Genomic DNA, 19,409 nt, shown 5'->3' on the forward strand with positions numbered 1-19,409 from the left:
ATCCTTAGCTCACACCGCCCTAAGGTCGCTTTTATGGCTGATACGTAAGTACTTCTTTCTGTCAATGCAACATATTTGATCTTAGATGATCTTACAAAAAGTCACGAGAGATGTCAACTTTTGTTTTCACCGTCTATTAGCTTTTTCATGGATTCCATTTGATTCATGAATTTTTTTGATTTTAAATAAAGACCTGAATACTCTTCATAATAATGATCGAGCACTTGACGAATTTCTTGTTTCGTTTGTGGTTTCACGTCAACCTGACCAAGCCTTGATAAATCAAAATAATGAAACAAACGGAGCAGTCTTGCTGCTGCTGGGGATAAGGGCAGTTTATATGGATCTTTAGAAAAGCATTGCTTACAGATGAATCCGTTATCTCTAATTGAGAAGTGGAACTGCCCTTCTTTTTGACCGCAGTGTACACATTGGTCCAGTTCAGGCTTCAACCCCATCACTGACAGCATTTTAACCTCTACGATAAATAAAATAATATCAGCATCTGTGCCTTCATTGAGATGGCGTAAAGATTGAAGAAGAAGTTCAAACAAGTAAGGGTTTGGCTTCTTTTCTTCTGTTCCTTTATCAAGTAATTCTGTCATATATGCGGCATATGCGGTCAGAAATAAATCTTCCCGAATGGTTCGCATGCTTTCCATCATTTCACCTTGCTGGAGCGTTCCAAGTCCTGTTGATGATTGGATCAGGAAGGTTCCGTATAAAAACGGCTGGCTTATGGCTGACAGGCGGCTGTTCGATTTCTTAGCGCCCCTTGCCATCACACCAATTTTCCCATGTTCTCTAGTGAGCAGCGTGACAATTTTGTTTGTTTCGCCATAATCTGTTGTTCTAAGGACGATTCCTTCACTTTTAATGAGCATTTGTCTACACTCCGAGCATTGGAGGGGGTCAAGAATTATAAGATTGGAAAATCAAGTCGTGCTATTTCTTCTTCAAGTACATCGGGTCTTTCCAGGTTCTCCTTTTCTAACTCTTTGAAAAGCAGATACGTGTCAACGCTTCCTGTTTGTGAAAATACGTTCCATGTAAAATTCAACATAAAAACCCCACCTTTCTTTATTAGAAGCAGCAACGCTACATCCAACATATTAATTTTATCTTGACCAGGCTACCTCCATTTCATGATAAACAATTTTTACTAATCGAACCGCACCATTGTCAGATCTACTAACAACTGTATCGGTTTTTAATATTCGTCTTCTCTAAATCCGAAATCACGAAGATGTGTGGATTTATTACGCCAGTCCTTCTGCACTTTTACCCAAAGCTCTAAATACACCTTTGAGCCTAAAAGTGCTTCAATGTCTCTGCGCGCTTTTTGTCCCACTTCTTTTAATAAGCTGCCGCGCTTACCAATCACAATCCCTTTTTGTGAATCACGTTCTACGACGATGGTCGCTGCAACATGAATCTTGCCGTTTTCATCTGGCTTGATCGATTCAATCGCAACCGCAATACTGTGAGGGATTTCTTCTCTCGTTAAATGCAGCACTTTTTCACGAATTAATTCAGAAATAATAAATCGCTCTGGGTGATCTGTTACTTGATCTGCCGGATAAAATTGAGGGCCTTCTGGAAGATAACCTTCAATTTGCTGAAGAAGCGTATCAATGTTGTTGCCTTCAAGTGCTGAAATTGGCACAATTTCCTTAAATGGGTAACGTGTGCGGTATTCATCAATTAAAAGGAACAATTCATCCGGATGAATTTGGTCAATTTTATTGACGACAAGGAACACCGGTGTCGATGTTTGCTTTAGTCGTTCAATGATGAATTCATCACCTTTTCCATAGCCTTCCTGTGCGTTGATCATAAACAAGATCAGGTCGACTTCCTTGAGTGTATTTTGAGCCACCCTCATCATAAAATCGCCAAGTTTGTGCTTCGGTTTATGAATTCCTGGTGTATCGATAAAAATCGTTTGTGACGTGTTTGTTGTCAGAACACCTTGCACTTTGTTTCGAGTCGTTTGGGGCTTATCACTCATAATCGCAATCTTTTGCCCAATCACACGATTAAGAAAGGTCGATTTCCCTACATTTGGTCTTCCAATAATTGATACAAATCCTGATTTGAAGCTTTCGTTAGTCATTTAAATCCTCCGGTGAAAATGCGCCTGGCAATAGTTCGTTTACTGTCGTTTCGTATATATGTCCTTTTAAGTTCGTTAGAATCACTGGCATATCAGGTGCACATAGCTCTGAAATGACCTGTCTGCATGCGCCACATGGTGAAACAGGTCGATCTGTATCAGCCACTACTGCAAGCATTTGAAAAGATGTGATGCCCTCTGAGTAAGCTTTAAAAAGTGCTGTTCTTTCCGCACAATTACACATACCATATGCTGCATTTTCAATATTGCAGCCGCCATACACTTTTCCGTCATGCGATAATAATGCTGCACCGACTTTGAATTTAGAATAGGGTACATATGCAAAATCTCTTGCTTTGACTGCTTCTGAAATCAACTCTTGTTTGTTCATTCTAGTTCCCACTTTCAGAAGAAATGGTACCACTGTCACATTTATATTTTACATAATTCACGTGACATTTTCACGCCCATTTCTAAAAATGTTAATAAATAGTAATATTGTTCTATTGCATGATCTTCGGTAAGAAGATCATCAACCCAATCATAACCGAAATGGCGGCGTAAACGCAAACAGCGCCTGCTGCCGCGTCCTTCGCTCTCTCAGCAAGAGGATGCTTCTCTTCTGTGAAAAGATCTACTGTATGTTCAATCGCTGTATTCACAAGTTCTAACGCAAACATCCCGCCGCATAAAAGCAGAATGATCATCCATTCAACCGGATGAATGTGAAACCAAAAGCCGCAAATCACCACGATGATGGCTGCGACTGTGTGAAACCGAAAATTCCGTTCATTCAAGAATGTTCGCCATATTCCTCTAAATGCATAATAAAAACTCCGAAAAAAACGGACAAGCGGCGTTCGCTTCTTACGATGATCTCGAAAGGCCATAATCATCCAAGATTTTTGTCTGTTTGGCGAACATTTCTTTTTCATCTTCTTCTGTCATATGATCATAACCAAGCAAATGAAGAAAACCATGAATCGTTAAAAATCCTAGCTCTCTCATGAAGGAATGTCCATATTCCTCTGCTTGCTCTTTCGTACGATCAACACTAATGATAATGTCACCAAGTACAGGCGGAATGTCATCAGCTCCAATGATTTCAATTTCCCCTTCGCCTTCTTCCTCAAGTGCAAATGAAATCACATCTGTTGGTGCATCTTTTCCTCGGTATTCTTTATTAATTTGATGAATTTCTTCATTTGAAACGATCGATACTGATACTTCTGCTTGATCTTTTACTTCAAGAGCATCCGCAGCAAATTGAAGAAGTTTTTCCACTTCTTCAAGCTGCTCTTTCGATACTTGTCCTGTTTCATCTATTAAATCGATTAACAATGTCATTTACTTCACCTTCTGCTTTGGGGCATCTGGATATTCAATCCGAGAATGGAAAATCCCCTTTAATGTTGTACAAATTGTTTGGCTAATAATATTTAATTCTTTAAATGTCAGATCACATTCACTAAATTGTCCATCCTGCATCTTATCTGAAATGATGCCCTTCACAAGCTTTTCAATCCGCTCAGGGTTTGGATTATGCATCGAACGAACCGCCGCCTCCACGCTGTCAGCTACAGAAATAATGGCCGCTTCTTTCGATTGCGGTTTTGGACCAGGATAACGAAATTCTTCTTCTGTCACCTGATCATCCCGTTCTTTTGCCTTATAGTAAAAGAACTTCAGCAAGGACTTTCCGTGATGCTGTTCTGCAATGTCCACAAGTTCCTCTGGAAACTTCTTTTCTCTCAGCATTTCAGCACCATCTGTCGTATGGGCAATAATAATATTCTTGCTCAGCTGAGGAGAAAGCTTGTCGTGCGGATTATCAATGTTCATTTGGTTTTCAATAAAGTATTGTGGTCTTTTCGTTTTTCCAATGTCATGATAATAAGCTCCAACCCTTGCTAACAATCCATTTGCACCGACTGCTTCACATGCAGCATCCGCTAAATTCGCCACCATGACACTATGATGATATGTACCTGGCGTCTCTGTTAAGATCTTTTTCAGCAGCGGATGATTCGGGTTCGATAATTCAATAAGCTTCATGGTCGAAAGAATGCCAAACATGCTCTCAAAGACTGGCATTAACCCAATAACCAAAATAGCCGATGCAAACCCTGACACAATCGCCATGATGAGGTTCACACCTATTTCAAGCCCTGATGGAGAAGAATTTTGAATCAGCGTAATGGACAGCACGACAAGTACATTCACCAAAGCTACCCAAAGCCCCGCCTGCAAAATTTTCGATCTTGCATTGTGTTTTCTCAAAAATAAAATTCCTGCCATCCCGCTTATTAGATAATAAGCACAGATGACATAGTTAAAGACACCTGTTACTCCTTGATTAAACATCATACTGCCGCAAAGGGCAAATACAAGGCCGGAGAAGATTGCCAGCCGCTCATTGATCAGCAGCTTAATCAGCATCGTACCAAGTGCAACAGGCACGACATAGCCTATGGTCGTATACTTCGTTTCCTGAAAGAGACTGAATACTTCCATGATGATTAAAATAATGGTGAAAATGAGCGAGTACAGCAGTAACGATTTATTCTTATGGACGAGCGACTTTTTCCTCGATTCCAGTGAGTGGACAATCGCCGCTAAGAAGAGACCGATTAAGATGATAAGACCGCTTACAGGCTTAAACAAATTGGAACTGTTTAAAAGACCCGTCAGTTCTAATTTACGATACACTTCACGGTCAATGAGCTCGCCTTCTTCTACTAAAATTTGCCCTTGCTTGATTTGAACTGGCTGGATATTATCAGCTGCTTCTTGTCTTTTCTTCTCTGTTGCGACCGGGTCAAATACATAGTTTGGAATAATCGCAAATTCACCAATTTCTTTCGCTGCATTTAAATATTTTGACGGAATCGAATTGTTTTCAAGCTCTGCTTTCACTTGTTTCTTTTCATCTTGCAGCTTAGAAGCTGTGATTTCTTTACCCATGAGAGAATTGACCACTGTGATGATGGAATCCTTTGTAAAAGAAAGGTTTTCGTCACTTGCTTGGAGCAGTGCTTTAATCGATTGATCCGAAACAGCTTCCTGCATATCCGTTGTGAGTTTTTCTTTTACACGCTTCACCATCTCTTGATCTGTTGGCGGGTTCTCTTTATCATCAGCTGCTGCTTTCTTCTCTTCTTTAATGGCTTCAAAGAGGGATGAAATGAGGTCAACACGATTATCAGAATACGCTTTTTTGAGTGTATATTGGTCTTCTACTTGATCCGTTGCTTCTTGTTTCTTTTCTTCTGTTGCTTCTTGATCATCAACGGTAGACGGAGAATAGATGGTCTGCTCGCTCACTGAAAACAAATCTAGGTCGAGCGATTCAGGCTTTACATGGAAGAAGAGCACCACAAACAGAATGGCTGCTAAACCAGCGTATAGCAGTACGTTTAAATAGCGTGAGCGCTCCATTTTTTGAGGTTCTTTTTTAGACAGCAGTCTTTTTCGCTTACTGCCTTTCTGATTCTTTCTCAAGGAAAGTACCTCCTTTTTTACTTTAAACCACGATCGAAACAAAATGACCCGATTAAGACGATCGGGTCACTCAGTTCATTTTTGCTTTTCGTATGCTCCAATGATCTTCGCCACAAGCGGGTGTCTGACCACATCTGTCTGATCTAATTCAATGAATGAGATACCCTTGATCTCAGCAAGCATGTCCTTTGCAGCTGCAAGGCCTGACTGCATACCTTTAGGCAGATCAATTTGTGTAATATCTCCTGTAATGACCATTTTAGAACCAAAGCCCAGTCTCGTCAAAAACATTTTCATTTGAGCTGGCGTTGTATTCTGCGCTTCATCTAAAATCACAAATGCATCATCAAGCGTCCGCCCTCTCATATAGGCAAGAGGGGCAATTTCAATCACTCCGCGCTCAATTAAACGTTCCGTATGATCACTACCAAGCACATCGTGCAAAGCATCATATAGCGGTCTTAAATAAGGATCGACTTTTTCTTTTAAATCTCCTGGCAAAAAGCCAAGACTTTCCCCTGCTTCAACAGCTGGCCTTGTCAGGATAATCCGTTTGACATGTCCATTTTTCAGGGCATGTACGGCGTTGACCACTGCCAAATACGTTTTACCTGTACCAGCAGGTCCAATCCCAAAGACCAGATCATCTTTTTTCATTGCCGCAGCATATTCACGCTGGCCGATCGTTTTGACTCTGATCGACTTTCCTTTGGCATTTTTCGTAATTTCATCTTCATACATATTTTCAAAATAATTGAGCTTGTCTTTTTGCGCCATTTTAATGGCATAGACGACATCCCGTTCAGAAATCTCAATTCCTTTACGAATGAGATGTAAGAGAGATGTAATTAAACGGCTCACAGTATCTCTTGATGCTTCCTGACCAGAAACATACACTTTCTCTCCACGTGTGATAATGGAGACATTCAGCTCGTTTTCCATCAGTTTCAGATAAGCATCTTGATTGCCAAATAAAGCAATGGCTTCGTTTGGGCTATCCAATTTTTGTTGAATCTCAAGTAAATGTTCTGTCATTCTCTAGTCTCCCTGAACAATAGGTGTTGGTTGAACAATATCTTCTATTACTTGGTAAAGGATGATTAACTTAACTTTACCATTCCCTGTTGTCTCGTGCAAAACTTTTTCACTTTTCACCTCACCTGTTTGACCTAGCTTTTCTTCTAATTCTTTTTTACCCATTTTAATCCCTGCTTGAACCGCTTCTTTATTTGTGTATTCTCGATTTATTTTTTCACTTTCTCGTGTGATTTCCTTTTCATAGGAGAACGGTAGCTGCATATTCAAAAAATGAAGCGGGTGAACTTCTGTTTCTGTTTTCGGCTGCTGAAAATCATCTTTTTTAAAGGAAAATCCCCAAAATGGGATGGAGCCTCCAAACAAGGATAGCTTGTGCTTTGTCTTCATTTTACCCGTAAAGACATCAAAAGATGTTCGGAGAGGGACAGAAACTTCAGATCGGTACCATGTTTCACCATAAATTTTCGCTTTGGCTCCGACCGTTTTTTTCTGATCTTCACTCCCAATTAAACCTGAGACGAGCATCTGCCCTTTTTTCACATGTTCATCGACCTGGGCAAGCGGTTCCCCCTTTTCTACATACATTCTCGTGATGACCGCCTTTTTCTTGGCAACGATGTGCTGAGGACTCGTATATTTCTCCTTTTCAGGTTCATTTTTTTCGACCACTTTCATTTGAAACGTCGTTCCGTTCAGTTCAACTCCGACCCATGTAATGCTCTGAATATTGGTCGTCAATGACTTTTGTATTTTTTCAGGGGTCCCCATGAGAAACTGAAAACGCCCTTTTTGTACCCCAATTTCATCTAAATGCTTTCTCATTTGGTGTTCTGTTTCTGGATTCGCACCTTTAATCTCAATTTTCCACACCATATTTGAAAGAGCCAATATCGTCACTAGGAAAAAAGCTATCCCGAGGGTGAATCCAATATTTCTTCTCGACCATAGAAGAAGAAACGGGAACCCTTTCTTTTGATGAAATGAACATTTCACCTCATGATGTCTGCGCACTTTTCTAAAGGCATGTACATCTGAGAGGCGAATAAATAAGCGCACGCTGTCTTGACGGCGGCTCACTTGAAAAATTGTGATCCCCTGTCTCGTGCACTCATTGATTAGCCGCTCAATACCGCTTCCTCTTATCTCCACTTCCACTCTGCCAATAAAATAGGCAAACCATTTGTTCTTCACGTTTCTCCCCTCCGTCAGTTAAGAATCAATATAACGGACCTCATCGATTTTCCCCTCTAATAAGATCTCTTCTGGCAAAATCGTTTTAATCACAAAGTCTTTTCCTGAAATAATGCACTGTCCTTGCTTAAGCATCAGCCTTACCTCTTGATCACTGAAAAGTAAAAGCCCTTTATGGTTCTCTATGTAAATATGGAGTCTGCCAACCATCGTAATACGGGGAAGATCCATCATCACGTCCGGAGGGATTTCAAGTGTTCTTGTCAGCCATGCTTTAAGTCGATTTTTTCTTTTTCCCATTCAATAAGAACCCCTTCCCACCTCATGTGTATGAGATCAAACTGAAAGATGGTGAGACTGATGAGAAAGCCTCTATATCATCCTATTCCTTAGCGGTTCATATCATGCTAATGAATCCCGTAAAACAGCCGTTTCATCATTTTGACTAAGAAAAGTCTCCATTACGCAACAAAAAAGCCCCCTTAAGGATGAGGGGGCTTACTTCTTTATCTTTTATATGGTCGTTTCATCGTTCGATGCGGCTTTTTCGCACGCGGCTCTCCAAATACTTCACCAAGGATCATCCCTTGAACGACCGTATCTTGGTTGAGCTTCTCAATCATTTTTGGCTTCATTCCAGCAGATGCTACCTTTGGCCTTGTAAGTTCTCTTTCAAGCGATTGAAACTCTTTATTCAGCTCGCTTTTTCTTTCTTCCATTTCGGCAAGTGTAGCTGTATAACGATCCTGTAAGGACTGTGAACCTTGTTTTTTCATCCCGCCATGATCATGTACATCGCCAAAATCGTCAAGCTGGTCCGTTACGACCGGATCTGGACTTGTTTGTTTTGTTTGCTTTTGCGGTACTGGTTTACGCTGAGGAGCCGGTTTGTTTTGCTGGTTCTTTTGTTCGTTCTCCTCTTGTTTACCGATTTTCCCAAAGATTGCAGAGATAATACCGATGATAATCGCTATTAGTAACGGATTTTCAAATAGAATGTCCAATGGGCTCCCTCCTTAAAGCGTGAGAGGATGCTTATTTGTTTTCATTATCAGATGGACCTTTTGTCATTTTGCCAAATGAATCTCTCATATCCGTATCAGCATCGATATTCTTAATGTTCATATAGTCCATAACTCCAATATTACCTTCACGTAGTGCTTCGGCCATTGCAAGTGGTACTTCCGCCTCTGCTTCTACTACTTTCGCGCGCATTTCTTCAACTCTCGCACGCATTTCTTGTTCTTGTGCAACAGCCATTGCCCGGCGTTCTTCTGCTTTCGCCTGTGCAATGTTTTTGTCGGCTTCTGCTTGGTCTGTCTGCAGAATTGCCCCGATGTTCTTACCGATATCAACATCCGCGATATCAATCGAGAGAATTTCAAATGCTGTACCTGAATCTAATCCTTTACCAAGAACCGTTTGAGAAATCATATCAGGATTTTCAAGAACCTTTTTATGATTATCTGATGAACCGATTGTCGAAACAATCCCTTCACCTACACGAGCAATGATCGTTTCTTCCCCTGCACCACCGACAAGTCTGTCAATGTTTGCACGAACTGTAATACGTGCTTTTGCTTTTACTTCAATCCCGTCCATTGCAACACCTGAGATAAATGGTGTTTCAATGACTTTAGGGTTTACACTCATTTGGACAGCTTCAAGTACGTCACGGCCTGCTAGGTCGATTGCCGCACAGCGAGCAAAGTTCAATTCGATATTCGCACGCTGAGCTGCGATCAGTGCGTTGACAACTCGGTCTACGTTACCACCTGCAAGATAGTGGCTTTCTAATTGGTTAATCGTCGCATCAAGACCTGCTTTATGCGCTTTGATGAGCGGGTTGACCACTCGGTTTGGAATCACTCGGCGAAGCCTCATTCCTACAAGTGTAAAAATGCTCACTCTTACGCCAGCCGCTAGGGCAGAAATCCACAGCATCACCGGTACAAAGGTGAAGAAGATCGATAGAACGATCAAACCTGCTGCGATAATCACAAATAATAGTAAAGTAGATGGATCCATTTTATTCCTCCTATAAAATCAGTATATCTATACTTTCCTCACGACAATGCGTGAGCCTTCCGCTTTCACAATTTTTACTTGTTCATCCTTATCGATAAAAGCACCTTCTGACACAACATCAATGCGCTCGTCTCCGAATACAATCGTACCAGATGGACGAAGTGCTGTTGCTGTCACTGCGATTTGTCCTACAAGATCATCTCTTGTTTCATTTGAGACATAACCACTTTCTTTATTGGTTGAATCGGTTAAAATGAACTTTTTAAAAAATTTCATACGTTTCCCCAACACCTTTGTCAATAAAATAACTGCTATGATTGAAACAGCAGTGGCAATCAAGATGGAAATCGCCATTTCTGTAAAGCTTCCAGCTGCTAAAAATAAGCTGACAACGACACAGATTAGTCCAATGACACCCACGATTCCCCCTGGCAAAAATAATTCCAGAATGATCAACACAATCCCTGCCAAAAACAGGAACAATGTCTCATATCCTGCAAAACCTGCCACGAGATGACCATAAAAGAATAGAAGAAGCGCTGTGACTCCCATGGTGCCTGGGACCCCAAAGCCCGGAGAATATAATTCAACAATTAACCCTAAGCTCGCGATGGATAAAAGGATAGGAATGACGATCGGATGCGTGAGAAAACGCGCAACCTTTTCAGCAAAGCTCACTTCATCGTATTGAACAGAGGCACCTGCTAAGTTCAGCTTCTGAAGCAAGTCATCCATATTTTTCGCTTCTCCTTCTGCATAACCGAACTGAAGCGCCCGATCTGTGTTAAAGGTCAGCAATTCTCCTTTTGGTGCACCAGCTTCTTTTGCGTCTATATCTACATCTGCCATCGCAAGAGCATACTTTGGATCACGCCCCTGCTTTTCAGCAGCGTCACTCATTTCAGCAAGCCATAGAGATTCAGATTTTTGATCGGCAGCGTTGCCTTCACCGTCAATGATCGCAGCAGCCCCCATCTTTCCGTTTGGGGTCATATAAATTTGATCGGCATTTAAGGCAATGAATGCCCCGGCTGAAAGCGCTCTATGATTCACAAACGCTGTCACTGGGATGTCGGATGCACGAATGGTATCGGCTATTTCAAGCGCCGCATCGACTGCACCACCTGGTGTATTGATGTCGAGAATGATGTGCTTTGCCCGTTCCGACTTTGCCTGCTCAAATGATCGTTCAATGAATTTAGAAAGTCCTTTTTCTACTGTATCTTCAATTGGGATAACATGAACTTTCTGATCTGCTGATTTCGCGGTCAATTGAACCCCTAATAACAAGCATATTATAAAACAACTGAAGAGAGCAATAGAAATTTTCATTTTTTTCATCTATTTGGTGATCCCCCCTCTCTTTCTTTCATTTTACCGTTCCTTTACATACGTTACAAATGTATCATAGGTTTCATTTTTATATGACAGGTTTATGGAGGCATAAAAAAAGTACCCTTCTAACATGAGAAGGATACTTTTTTATTGAGACAGTTGCTCGCTGACAAGTCTGTTAATCACAGCACCATCAGCTTTACCTTTTACTTTTGGCATAATAGCGCTCATCACTTTACCCATATCAGCTTTCGATGAAGCACCGGTTTCGGCGATTGTTTCTTTCACAACCGCCTGCAGTTCTTCTTCAGAAAGCTGTTCAGGTAAATAAACGTCTAAAATGTCAATCTCTTTTTGAACTTTATCTACTAAATCTAAGCGATTAGCTTTCGAAAATTCATGGAGGGAGTCTTTACGTTGCTTAATCTCGCGGGAAAGGACGGTTAGTTCCTCATCTCCGGTCAAACTGTCTTTCTTAAGCTTTATTGCTTCATTTTGCAGTGAAGCCTTTACCATACGAATGACAATAAGCTTGTCTTTCTCTCGGTTTTTCATAAAAAGCTTCATATCAGAATTTAATTGCTCAAGAAGACTCATAAAATCCACCCTCTTTAGAATTTACGTTTTCTAGCAGCTTCAGACTTTTTCTTACGCTTTACGCTAGGCTTTTCATAAAATTCACGCTTTCTTGCTTCTTGCAATGTTCCAGTTTTGGATACACTGCGTTTAAAGCGACGAAGAGCATCTTCAAGCGATTCGTTTTTTCTAACGACCGTTTTTGACATTCTCTTTCCCTCCCTCCGAATACACCAATCGACTGCATTAAAAAAAGATATACATATGCAAAACATGTACCTAGACATTATAATATAAGCCTAGGTTGAGGTCAACTAAGTGATTTGGAAATATATTTTCGTCATGAGCAGGTAGACAAGTCCATATATTCATTGGTAAGAGGAGGACTTTTCTATGATGGCGATCATTTATTTTTGTGCACTTATTTTCATTTTTTTATGGGCAATGGGTTTGCTTAGGAAAGGATTAATGGCACTCACGTCGTCTCGTATTGAGAAATCACTTCTTCTCTTTACAGATCATCCAGTCAAAGCATTCTTGGTCAGTATTGTGTTTACAGGGGTTCTTCAAAGCAGTTCGGCGTTTATGGTCATCGTTATCGGCTTTGTGAGTACAGGCATTCTCACGTTTAAAAAATCCATACCCATGATTCTTGGAACGAATATCGGCTCAACATTTACGACAGAATTTATTGCCATTAAGATGGACGTGTTTATGTGGGTTCTGATTGTAGCTGGTCTTTTATGTATCATTTTGGGCAGGAAGTCTTTTCGATATGCAGGAAAAAGTTTATTTGGGCTTGGCATGATCTTTTTTTGTATTCAAGGTTTTTCAAAAATTGCAGGTATGATGACCAGTCAGCCAGAGACACTGCGTTTCCTTGAAATGATGCAGCATTCCGATTGGACAGCTCTTCTCTCTGGTACAGTGTTCACGGCCATTGTTCATTCAAGTTCTGTATGTATCGGTATTTTGATGGGATTTATGAATGAAGGGACTGTCGCCCTAAAAGAAGGCATCAGCTTTGTTTTAGGGTCCAATATCGGAACATGTATTACTGCCGTGATGGCTGCTATCTCTGGCGGTTATGCAGCCCGCCAAACCGCGTATGCACACGTCGTGTTTAATGTTCTAGGTGTTCTTTTATGTCTTCCTTTTCTCACCTTTATCACAGAGTTTGTTGCGCTTCTCGCAAGCTCTCCTGCCCAGCAGATTGCGCACTTTAGTCTGCTGTTTAATGTTGCAAGTTCTCTCCTCTTTTTCCCGTTCATCCGCCCTTTTCACGCCTTGATTTTGTTCCTTCTTCCAAATCAGTCAACATAAAAGAAACCGGCTTGCCTAATGGCTGCCGGTTTTTCATTCATTATGAGGTCATTCTCACTTGATCCGTCTGCACGTCATCACTTATACGGACGAATTGTCCTTCGTTATAAGGATAGCCTGCTTTCGTAATCTTCACTTTTACCAAACGGCCGATCATGTCCTCTGTTCCTTCAAATACGACCTTCATGTAGTTATCAGTATATCCTACATACAGATTGTGCGTTCCGTCTTGTTCTTTGAAGGATTCTTCTGGAATAATCTCTAAGACGTCGCCTTCATATGCCGATGCATATTCTTTTGCAAGCTGATCAGAAAGAGCAATGAGGCGGTGAACGCGTTCGTTTTTCACATTCTCATCTACTTGATCTTCCATTCTTGCAGCAGGCGTACCTGTCCGTTTGCTGTAAGGGAACACATGGAGCTCAGAGAATTGATGGTCTTTGACAAAATTGTATGTTTCCATAAATTCTTCTTCTGTTTCTCCTGGGAATCCAACGATCACATCTGAAGTGACAGCAAGACCTGGCAATGCTTTTTTGAGCTTCGTTAAACGCTCTGCAAAGAATTCCATTGTGTATTTACGGCGCATTCTTTTCAGTACAGTATTAGAGCCAGATTGAAGCGGAATATGCAAGTGTCTCACAATTTTATCTGACTGATCGAGCACTTCAATCACTTCGTCTGTAATTTGACTTGCTTCAATGGATGAAATGCGGATTCGTTTTAATCCCGCCACACGTTCATCTAATTCTTTCAGAAGCTTAGCAAAGTTATAATCCTTTAAATCTTCACCGTATCCACCTGTATGAATACCTGTTAATACAATTTCTTTGTAGCCAGCATCGACAAGCTGCTGCGCTTGATTGATGACTTCTTCTGGATCGCGAGAACGCAGTAATCCGCGAGCCCAAGGGATAATGCAGAATGTACAGAAATTGTTACAGCCTTCTTGGATTTTTAATGAAGCACGTGTTCTGTCAGTAAACGCAGGAACATCTAGTTCTTCAAAGACCCGTGCTTTCATGATATTGCCAACTCCGTTGATCGGCTGTCTTTCTCTTCTGTATTCTTCAATATAACCAAGCAGTTTATGTCTGTCTTGTGTGCCAACCACAATATCAACACCAGGAATCGCCATGATTTCTGCCGGAGACGTTTGTGCGTAACAGCCTGTTACACAAATGACACCATCCGGATTATGACGAATGGCTCTTCTAATGACTTGGCGGCTTTTTTTATCGCCTGTATTGGTGACGGTACATGTATTAATGACATATACGTCTGCTTTTGATTCATAATCTTTTCTTTCATAGCCAGCTTCTTTAAACAGCTGCCAGATGGCTTCTGTTTCGTAGTGATTGACCTTACAGCCAAGTGTATGGAACGCTACTGTTCCCATCATGATTCACCTCTTAATAACTCTGTTTGATAAGATATAGCAGAAAGCGCATAAAGAGGAGCTGTTTCTGTTCTTAAAATGCGTGGTCCAAGCCCGCAAATGACTGCACCATGCGCTTCAAGTTCTTCAATCTCCTTTTCTGCTAAACCGCCTTCTGGACCAAAAACCACTAATAAGGTTTGTCCGCCCTTCATCTGTTGGAGCACCGTTTGAAACCGGCTTTGCTCGCCTTCTTTCGATGATTCTTCGTATGCAACGACACATTTATCGAATTCACCGGCCAGTTGAATCAGCTCTTTAAATGTTGATACTGGATGAACGTGCGGAATGATATTCCGGTAAGACTGCTCGGCAGCTTCTTTCGCAATTTTTTCCCAGCGATCTCGTTTTTTTAATGACTTTTTTTGGTCAAGTTTTGTAATCGAACGAGTCGCTTGAAACGGAATAAAAGCACTTGCGCCAAGCTCGGTGCCTTTTTGGATAATCCATTCCAGCTTATCCCCTTTTGGCAGACCGCTTGCAATCGTCACCTTGATCGGAAGTTCTCGATTCTGATTCGTCCAGCCTTCCAAGTGACAAATCACTTCTTCCTTTGTTATTGTATCAATTTTACTGAGCGCTTCAAAGCCGTCTGTCGTTAAGCAAAGGATGTCTTCTCCTGCTTTCATCCGCATGACGTTTGCAAGGTGATGAACATCTTCACCCTTTATGACGATGTTTCCCTTTTCCGTCACTTCTTCTTTTGTGAGGTCGATAAAATATCGTTGCATACGTGTCCTGACACCTACTCGCTTTATTTTTTCGCTATGATGCTGACCCAATCTTCCATTGACAGCACTTCAACAATCTCAAAACCGGCTTCTTCTAAAGCAGTTTTGACTTGTAATTTCTTTTGTCCGATAATGCCTGATGTAATAAAGTAACCGTCTTTCTTCAATAGATCATACGCTTGATCTGTAAAGCGCATGATGACCTCTGCAAGGATGTTGGCCACAATCACATCGCGTTCACCTGAAATCCCATCAAGTAAATTATTTTGTTTTACCGTTACTTGCTCGCTCACACCATTTAATTCGATGTTCTGCTTTGCACTTTCCACTGCAACGGTGTCGAGATCAAATGCATGAATGTCTTTTGCACCGAGCATTGCAGCAGCAACACTTAAAATGCCAGATCCTGTTCCAACGTCAATCACCGTGTCGTTTTCCTTCACATAGCGCTCAAGCGCCTGAATGCAAAGAACCGTTGTTGGATGTGTACCGGTTCCAAATGCCATTCCAGGGTCCATTTCGATGATCAATTCATCAGAATGAACGGGTGTGTACTCTTCCCATGTTGGGACGATGGTAAATTTCTCAGAGATTTTCACAGGATGATAGTATTTCTTCCATGCAGTCGCCCATTCTTCTTCGTTTACTTCACAAATTGACAGTGTATTTCGTCCAAGGTCAATATCATATAGAAGAAGATTGTTGATGGCTTCTTTGATCTCATCTACCGTTTCCATCAAAAAGCTATTCATCGGAAGGTAGGCTTTGACGATGACCCCTTCCTCAGGATAATCATTCGGATCGAGCTGGTAGATCTCACCGTATACATTTTCACGTTCCTTGACTAAATCAAGCGGGTCCTCAATCACGACACCACTTGCACCTGCTTCATGCAAAATATTGGTGATCGGTTCCACCGCTTCATTTGTTGTATGGACGCTTATTTCTGACCACTTCAATACTACCAACTCCTTATCCGTCTTACTCGCCTTTAAATGCGCGTTTCACCTTATCGAAAAAGCTCATTTCTTGTTCGTCCGGTTTATTTCCGCTCACTTCAGCAAATTTTCTAATGATATCTTTTTGATTTTCAGTTAAATTCGTCGGTGTTACGACGCGTACAACGATATGCTGATCGCCTTGACCATAACCGCGTACATTTTTTACACCTTTTCCTTTGAGTCTAAACTTCGTACCCGTTTGTGTGCCCGCAGGAACTTTTAATTTGACTTTCCCATGTAATGTCGGCACTTCAATTTCATCACCTAGCGCAGCCTGCGCAAAGGTAAGCGGCATTTCGCAGTAGATGTCATCTCCATCTCGTTCGAAGAATTCATGCGCCCTCACATGGAAAACAACAAATAGATCGCCTGGAGGTCCTCCTTTTACACCTGGTTCACCTTGACCAGATACTCTAAGCTGCTGACCATCGTCCACACCTGCTGGGATCGTCACATTGATTTTCTTACGCTTACGCACTTTACCAGATCCACCACATGTTGAACACTTATGTTCAATTTGTTTACCAGTTCCGCTACAGTAGTTACATACTCTGCGGTTGACTACTTTACCAAATGGCGTGGATTGCTCAACATTTAGTTGACCTGACCCGCCGCAATGTGAGCATGTCTTCGCCTGTGTTCCAGGTTTTGCACCTGATCCATGACACGTTTCACATGATTCTTCGCGGGGAATCTCGATCGTTGCTTCTTTCCCAAATGCCGCTTCTTCAAATGAAAGGGTCATTGTATATTGAAGGTCCGCTCCTTGACGCGGTGCATTTGGATCTCTTCTTCTGGCTCCGCCGCCAAAAATACTAGAGAAGATGTCATCAAAGCCGCCGAAGCCGCCAAAGTCTCCTCCACCGCCAAATCCGCCGCCACCAAATCCTTGGTTTGGATCGGTGTGACCGAACTGGTCATAATGTGAACGTTTTTGATCGTCAGAAAGGGTTTCATAGGCTTCTTTTACTTCTTTGAATTTATCATCTGAGCCAGCTTCTTTATTAATATCAGGGTGATACTTTTTTGAAAGCTTGCGGTATGCCTTTTTGATTTCGTCCTTTGAGGCGCTCTTACTCACGCCAAGCACTTCATAGTAATCACGCTTACTCATCTCTTCACACTCCCGATTTTCTCACATAAATACGATTGTATCATTTTAAATTGATCTTTTTCAATTCCTTTTCATCGTTGAAAAGAAAAAAGTCAAAGCCAAGAGATCCTGACTTTGACTTTCTGACGAGTACGTTTCAGCAGTCTTTTTCAAAAGTAAAGGTGATTATTTTTTCTCTTGATCGTCGTTTACTTCTTCGTATTCTGCATCCACTACATTGTCATCTGCTTTTTGAGCACCTTCAGCGCCGCCTTCTTGCTGAGCTTGTGCTTGTTTTGCAGCTTCTTCATAGAGCTTTGTCGTTAGTTCTTGAACGATTGTTTGCAGCTCATCTTTTTTCGCTTTGATGTCTTCAAGCTCGCCTTTTTCGATCGCAGCTTTTAGTGCATCTTTCGCGTCGTTTGCTTTTTTCACTTGCTCTTCATCGATTTTGCCTTCAAGATCTTTTAATGTTTTTTCTGTTGTAAACACTAATTGATCTGCTTCATTGCGCACTTCGATTTCTTCTTTTTTCTTCGCATCTGCTTCAGCATTTTCTTCTGCTTCTTTGACCATTTTTTCGATCTCATCATCAGAAAGACCTGAAGAAGATTTGATTGTGATGTTTTGTTCTTTTCCAGTACCCATATCTTTCGCACGTACGTTTACGATACCGTTTTTATCGATATCAAAAGATACTTCGATTTGTGGTACGCCGCGTGGTGCTGGTGGAATGTCAGTCAATTGGAAACGACCTAATGTTTTGTTGTCTGCTGCCATTGGACGCTCACCTTGTAAGACGTGAATGTCTACAGCAGTTTGGTTGTCAGCAGCCGTTGAGAATACTTGAGATTTACTTGTTGGAATTGTTGTATTACGTTCAATCAGCTTTGTGAATACGCCGCCCATTGTTTCAATTCCTAAAGAAAGTGGTGTGACGTCAAGAAGAACAACGTCTTTGACATCTCCTGTGATAACTCCACCTTGAATTGCCGCACCAAGTGCAACCACTTCATCAGGGTTTACGCCTTTATGAGGCTCTTTACCTGTTTCTTTTTTGATTGCTTCTTGTACTGCAGGAATACGAGTTGATCCACCAACAAGGATAACTTTATCAATCTCGCTAGCAGATAGACCAGCATCTTTCAGTGATTGACGTACAGGTGTCATTGTACGCTCTACAAGGTCTGCAGAGAGCTCTTCGAATTTAGCACGCGTTAGCGTTAATTCTAGGTGAAGAGGACCTGCATCTCCAGCTGTGATAAATGGCAGTGAGATTTGTGTAGAAGATACACCAGAAAGATCTTTTTTCGCTTTTTCAGCAGCATCTTTTAAACGCTGAAGCGCCATTTTATCTTTAGAAAGATCAATGCCGTTTTCTTTTTTGAACTCAGCCACTAGATGATCGATGATGACTTGGTCAAAATCGTCTCCACCTAGACGGTTGTCCCCAGCAGTTGAGCGTACTTCAAAGACGCCGTCTCCAAGCTCAAGGACTGATACGTCAAATGTACCGCCACCAAGGTCATATACAAGAATCGTTTGATCTTCATCTGTTTTATCTAAACCATAAGCAAGTGCAGCTGCTGTTGGTTCGTTGATGATACGTTCTACTTCAAGACCAGCAATTTTACCAGCATCTTTTGTTGCTTGGCGCTCTGCATCGTTGAAGTAAGCAGGAACTGTAATAACCGCTTTTGTTACTTCTTCGCCAAGATAAGCTTCAGCGTAAGATTTAAGGTGTTGAAGGATGATTGCAGAGATTTCCTGCGGCGTGTAGTTCTTGCCCTCAACTTCTACTTTATAATCTGTACCCATATGTCTTTTAACAGACATGATGGTGTTTGGGTTTGTAATTGATTGACGTTTCGCTACTTCACCTACTTGGCGCTCTCCATTTTTAAAAGCGACAACAGATGGTGTTGTACGTGCTCCTTCAGCGTTTGCAATAACTTTTGGCTCGCCGCCTTCGAGTACTGCAACACATGAGTTTGTTGTTCCTAAGTCAATACCAATGATTTTACTCATATTCGATGAC

At 41.5% G+C, this 19,409-nt stretch carries 21 protein-coding genes; 1 reads left to right on the forward strand and 20 read right to left on the reverse strand.

Annotation, left to right across the window (positions count from 1 at the left end):
• Positions 1-113: 113 nt before the first annotated feature.
• The 15 genes from recO to rpsU form a co-directional block, all read right to left on the reverse strand.
• Complete coding sequence (recO, locus tag NST24_RS11910; RefSeq protein WP_342461807.1) at positions 114-884, reverse strand: DNA repair protein RecO; 771 nt, start codon at positions 882-884, stop codon at positions 114-116.
• A gap of 35 nt (positions 885-919) precedes the next feature.
• On the reverse strand, positions 920-1,063 hold the full coding sequence (locus NST24_RS11915; RefSeq protein WP_008342408.1) for a YqzL family protein: 144 nt from the start codon (positions 1,061-1,063) through the stop codon (positions 920-922).
• 147 nt (positions 1,064-1,210) lie between these two features.
• The gene (gene era, locus NST24_RS11920; RefSeq protein ID WP_007501305.1) at positions 1,211-2,116 is read right to left on the reverse strand and encodes a GTPase Era; all 906 of its coding nucleotides are present in this window, start codon (positions 2,114-2,116) and stop codon (positions 1,211-1,213) included.
• A complete protein-coding gene (locus NST24_RS11925) occupies positions 2,109-2,507 on the reverse strand; it encodes a cytidine deaminase (RefSeq protein ID WP_008342410.1) in 399 nt (132 codons plus the stop codon). Before NST24_RS11925 ends, era begins: the two co-directional genes overlap by 8 nt.
• Before the next feature lie 112 nt (positions 2,508-2,619).
• Positions 2,620-3,006 (reverse strand): diacylglycerol kinase family protein, encoded by a 387-nt coding sequence (locus tag NST24_RS11930; protein ID WP_024718818.1) that lies wholly within the window; start codon positions 3,004-3,006, stop codon positions 2,620-2,622.
• Positions 2,984-3,463, reverse strand: a complete 480-nt coding sequence (gene ybeY / locus NST24_RS11935; protein WP_007501310.1) for an rRNA maturation RNase YbeY — start codon at positions 3,461-3,463, stop codon at positions 2,984-2,986. Before ybeY ends, NST24_RS11930 begins: the two co-directional genes overlap by 23 nt.
• The gene (locus NST24_RS11940; RefSeq protein WP_173408463.1) at positions 3,464-5,554 is read right to left on the reverse strand and encodes an HD family phosphohydrolase; all 2,091 of its coding nucleotides are present in this window, start codon (positions 5,552-5,554) and stop codon (positions 3,464-3,466) included.
• 138 nt (positions 5,555-5,692) lie between these two features.
• A complete protein-coding gene (locus NST24_RS11945; RefSeq protein ID WP_008342419.1) occupies positions 5,693-6,652 on the reverse strand; it encodes a PhoH family protein in 960 nt (319 codons plus the stop codon).
• A gap of 3 nt (positions 6,653-6,655) precedes the next feature.
• Positions 6,656-7,846, reverse strand: coding sequence for a sporulation protein YqfD (yqfD, locus tag NST24_RS11950; protein ID WP_342461808.1), 1,191 nt, complete (start codon positions 7,844-7,846; stop codon positions 6,656-6,658).
• 18 nt (positions 7,847-7,864) lie between these two features.
• Positions 7,865-8,146, reverse strand: a complete 282-nt coding sequence (gene yqfC, locus NST24_RS11955; RefSeq protein ID WP_012010618.1) for a sporulation protein YqfC — start codon at positions 8,144-8,146, stop codon at positions 7,865-7,867.
• A 206-nt stretch (positions 8,147-8,352) separates the two neighbouring features.
• The gene (locus NST24_RS11960) at positions 8,353-8,850 is read right to left on the reverse strand and encodes a hypothetical protein (protein WP_342461809.1); all 498 of its coding nucleotides are present in this window, start codon (positions 8,848-8,850) and stop codon (positions 8,353-8,355) included.
• Positions 8,851-8,881: 31 nt separating this feature from the next.
• A complete protein-coding gene (gene floA, locus NST24_RS11965) occupies positions 8,882-9,874 on the reverse strand; it encodes a flotillin-like protein FloA (protein WP_007501317.1) in 993 nt (330 codons plus the stop codon).
• 27 nt (positions 9,875-9,901) lie between these two features.
• Positions 9,902-11,215 carry a nodulation protein NfeD gene (locus NST24_RS11970; RefSeq protein WP_058336632.1) on the reverse strand — a complete coding sequence of 438 codons (1,314 nt, stop codon included), beginning with the start codon at positions 11,213-11,215 and terminating at the stop codon, positions 9,902-9,904.
• A gap of 141 nt (positions 11,216-11,356) precedes the next feature.
• Positions 11,357-11,806, reverse strand: a complete 450-nt coding sequence (locus NST24_RS11975) for a GatB/YqeY domain-containing protein (protein WP_007501319.1) — start codon at positions 11,804-11,806, stop codon at positions 11,357-11,359.
• Positions 11,807-11,820: 14 nt separating this feature from the next.
• Entirely contained in the window at positions 11,821-11,994 is a 174-nt protein-coding gene (gene rpsU / locus NST24_RS11980) for a 30S ribosomal protein S21 (RefSeq protein WP_003152957.1), read from the reverse strand.
• Positions 11,995-12,178: 184 nt separating this feature from the next.
• On the opposite strand from rpsU, the gene NST24_RS11985 reads away from it, so the two are divergent.
• Positions 12,179-13,108, forward strand: coding sequence for a Na/Pi symporter (locus tag NST24_RS11985; RefSeq protein ID WP_335352632.1), 930 nt, complete (start codon positions 12,179-12,181; stop codon positions 13,106-13,108).
• A 40-nt stretch (positions 13,109-13,148) separates the two neighbouring features.
• Here NST24_RS11985 and mtaB read toward each other — a convergent pair whose 3' ends face one another.
• The 5 genes from mtaB to dnaK all read right to left on the reverse strand — a co-directional run bounded on the left by mtaB (position 13,149) and on the right by dnaK (position 19,399).
• Positions 13,149-14,507, reverse strand: coding sequence for a tRNA (N(6)-L-threonylcarbamoyladenosine(37)-C(2))-methylthiotransferase MtaB (gene mtaB / locus NST24_RS11990; protein ID WP_017367626.1), 1,359 nt, complete (start codon positions 14,505-14,507; stop codon positions 13,149-13,151).
• Positions 14,507-15,277: a 16S rRNA (uracil(1498)-N(3))-methyltransferase gene (locus tag NST24_RS11995; RefSeq protein WP_342461810.1), complete on the reverse strand. Its 771-nt coding sequence runs from the start codon at positions 15,275-15,277 to the stop codon at positions 14,507-14,509. Before NST24_RS11995 ends, mtaB begins: the two co-directional genes overlap by 1 nt.
• Before the next feature lie 23 nt (positions 15,278-15,300).
• On the reverse strand, positions 15,301-16,236 hold the full coding sequence (gene prmA, locus NST24_RS12000) for a 50S ribosomal protein L11 methyltransferase (protein WP_017358022.1): 936 nt from the start codon (positions 16,234-16,236) through the stop codon (positions 15,301-15,303).
• Positions 16,237-16,258: 22 nt separating this feature from the next.
• Entirely contained in the window at positions 16,259-17,392 is a 1,134-nt protein-coding gene (gene dnaJ, locus NST24_RS12005; protein WP_342461811.1) for a molecular chaperone DnaJ, read from the reverse strand.
• Positions 17,393-17,557: 165 nt separating this feature from the next.
• Positions 17,558-19,399 carry a molecular chaperone DnaK gene (gene dnaK / locus NST24_RS12010; protein ID WP_007501326.1) on the reverse strand — a complete coding sequence of 614 codons (1,842 nt, stop codon included), beginning with the start codon at positions 19,397-19,399 and terminating at the stop codon, positions 17,558-17,560.
• Positions 19,400-19,409: the final 10 nt, after the last annotated feature.

The sequence above is a fragment of the Bacillus sp. FSL R5-0286 genome (assembly GCF_038593245.1).
GTDB lineage: Bacteria > Bacillota > Bacilli > Bacillales > Bacillaceae > Bacillus > Bacillus altitudinis.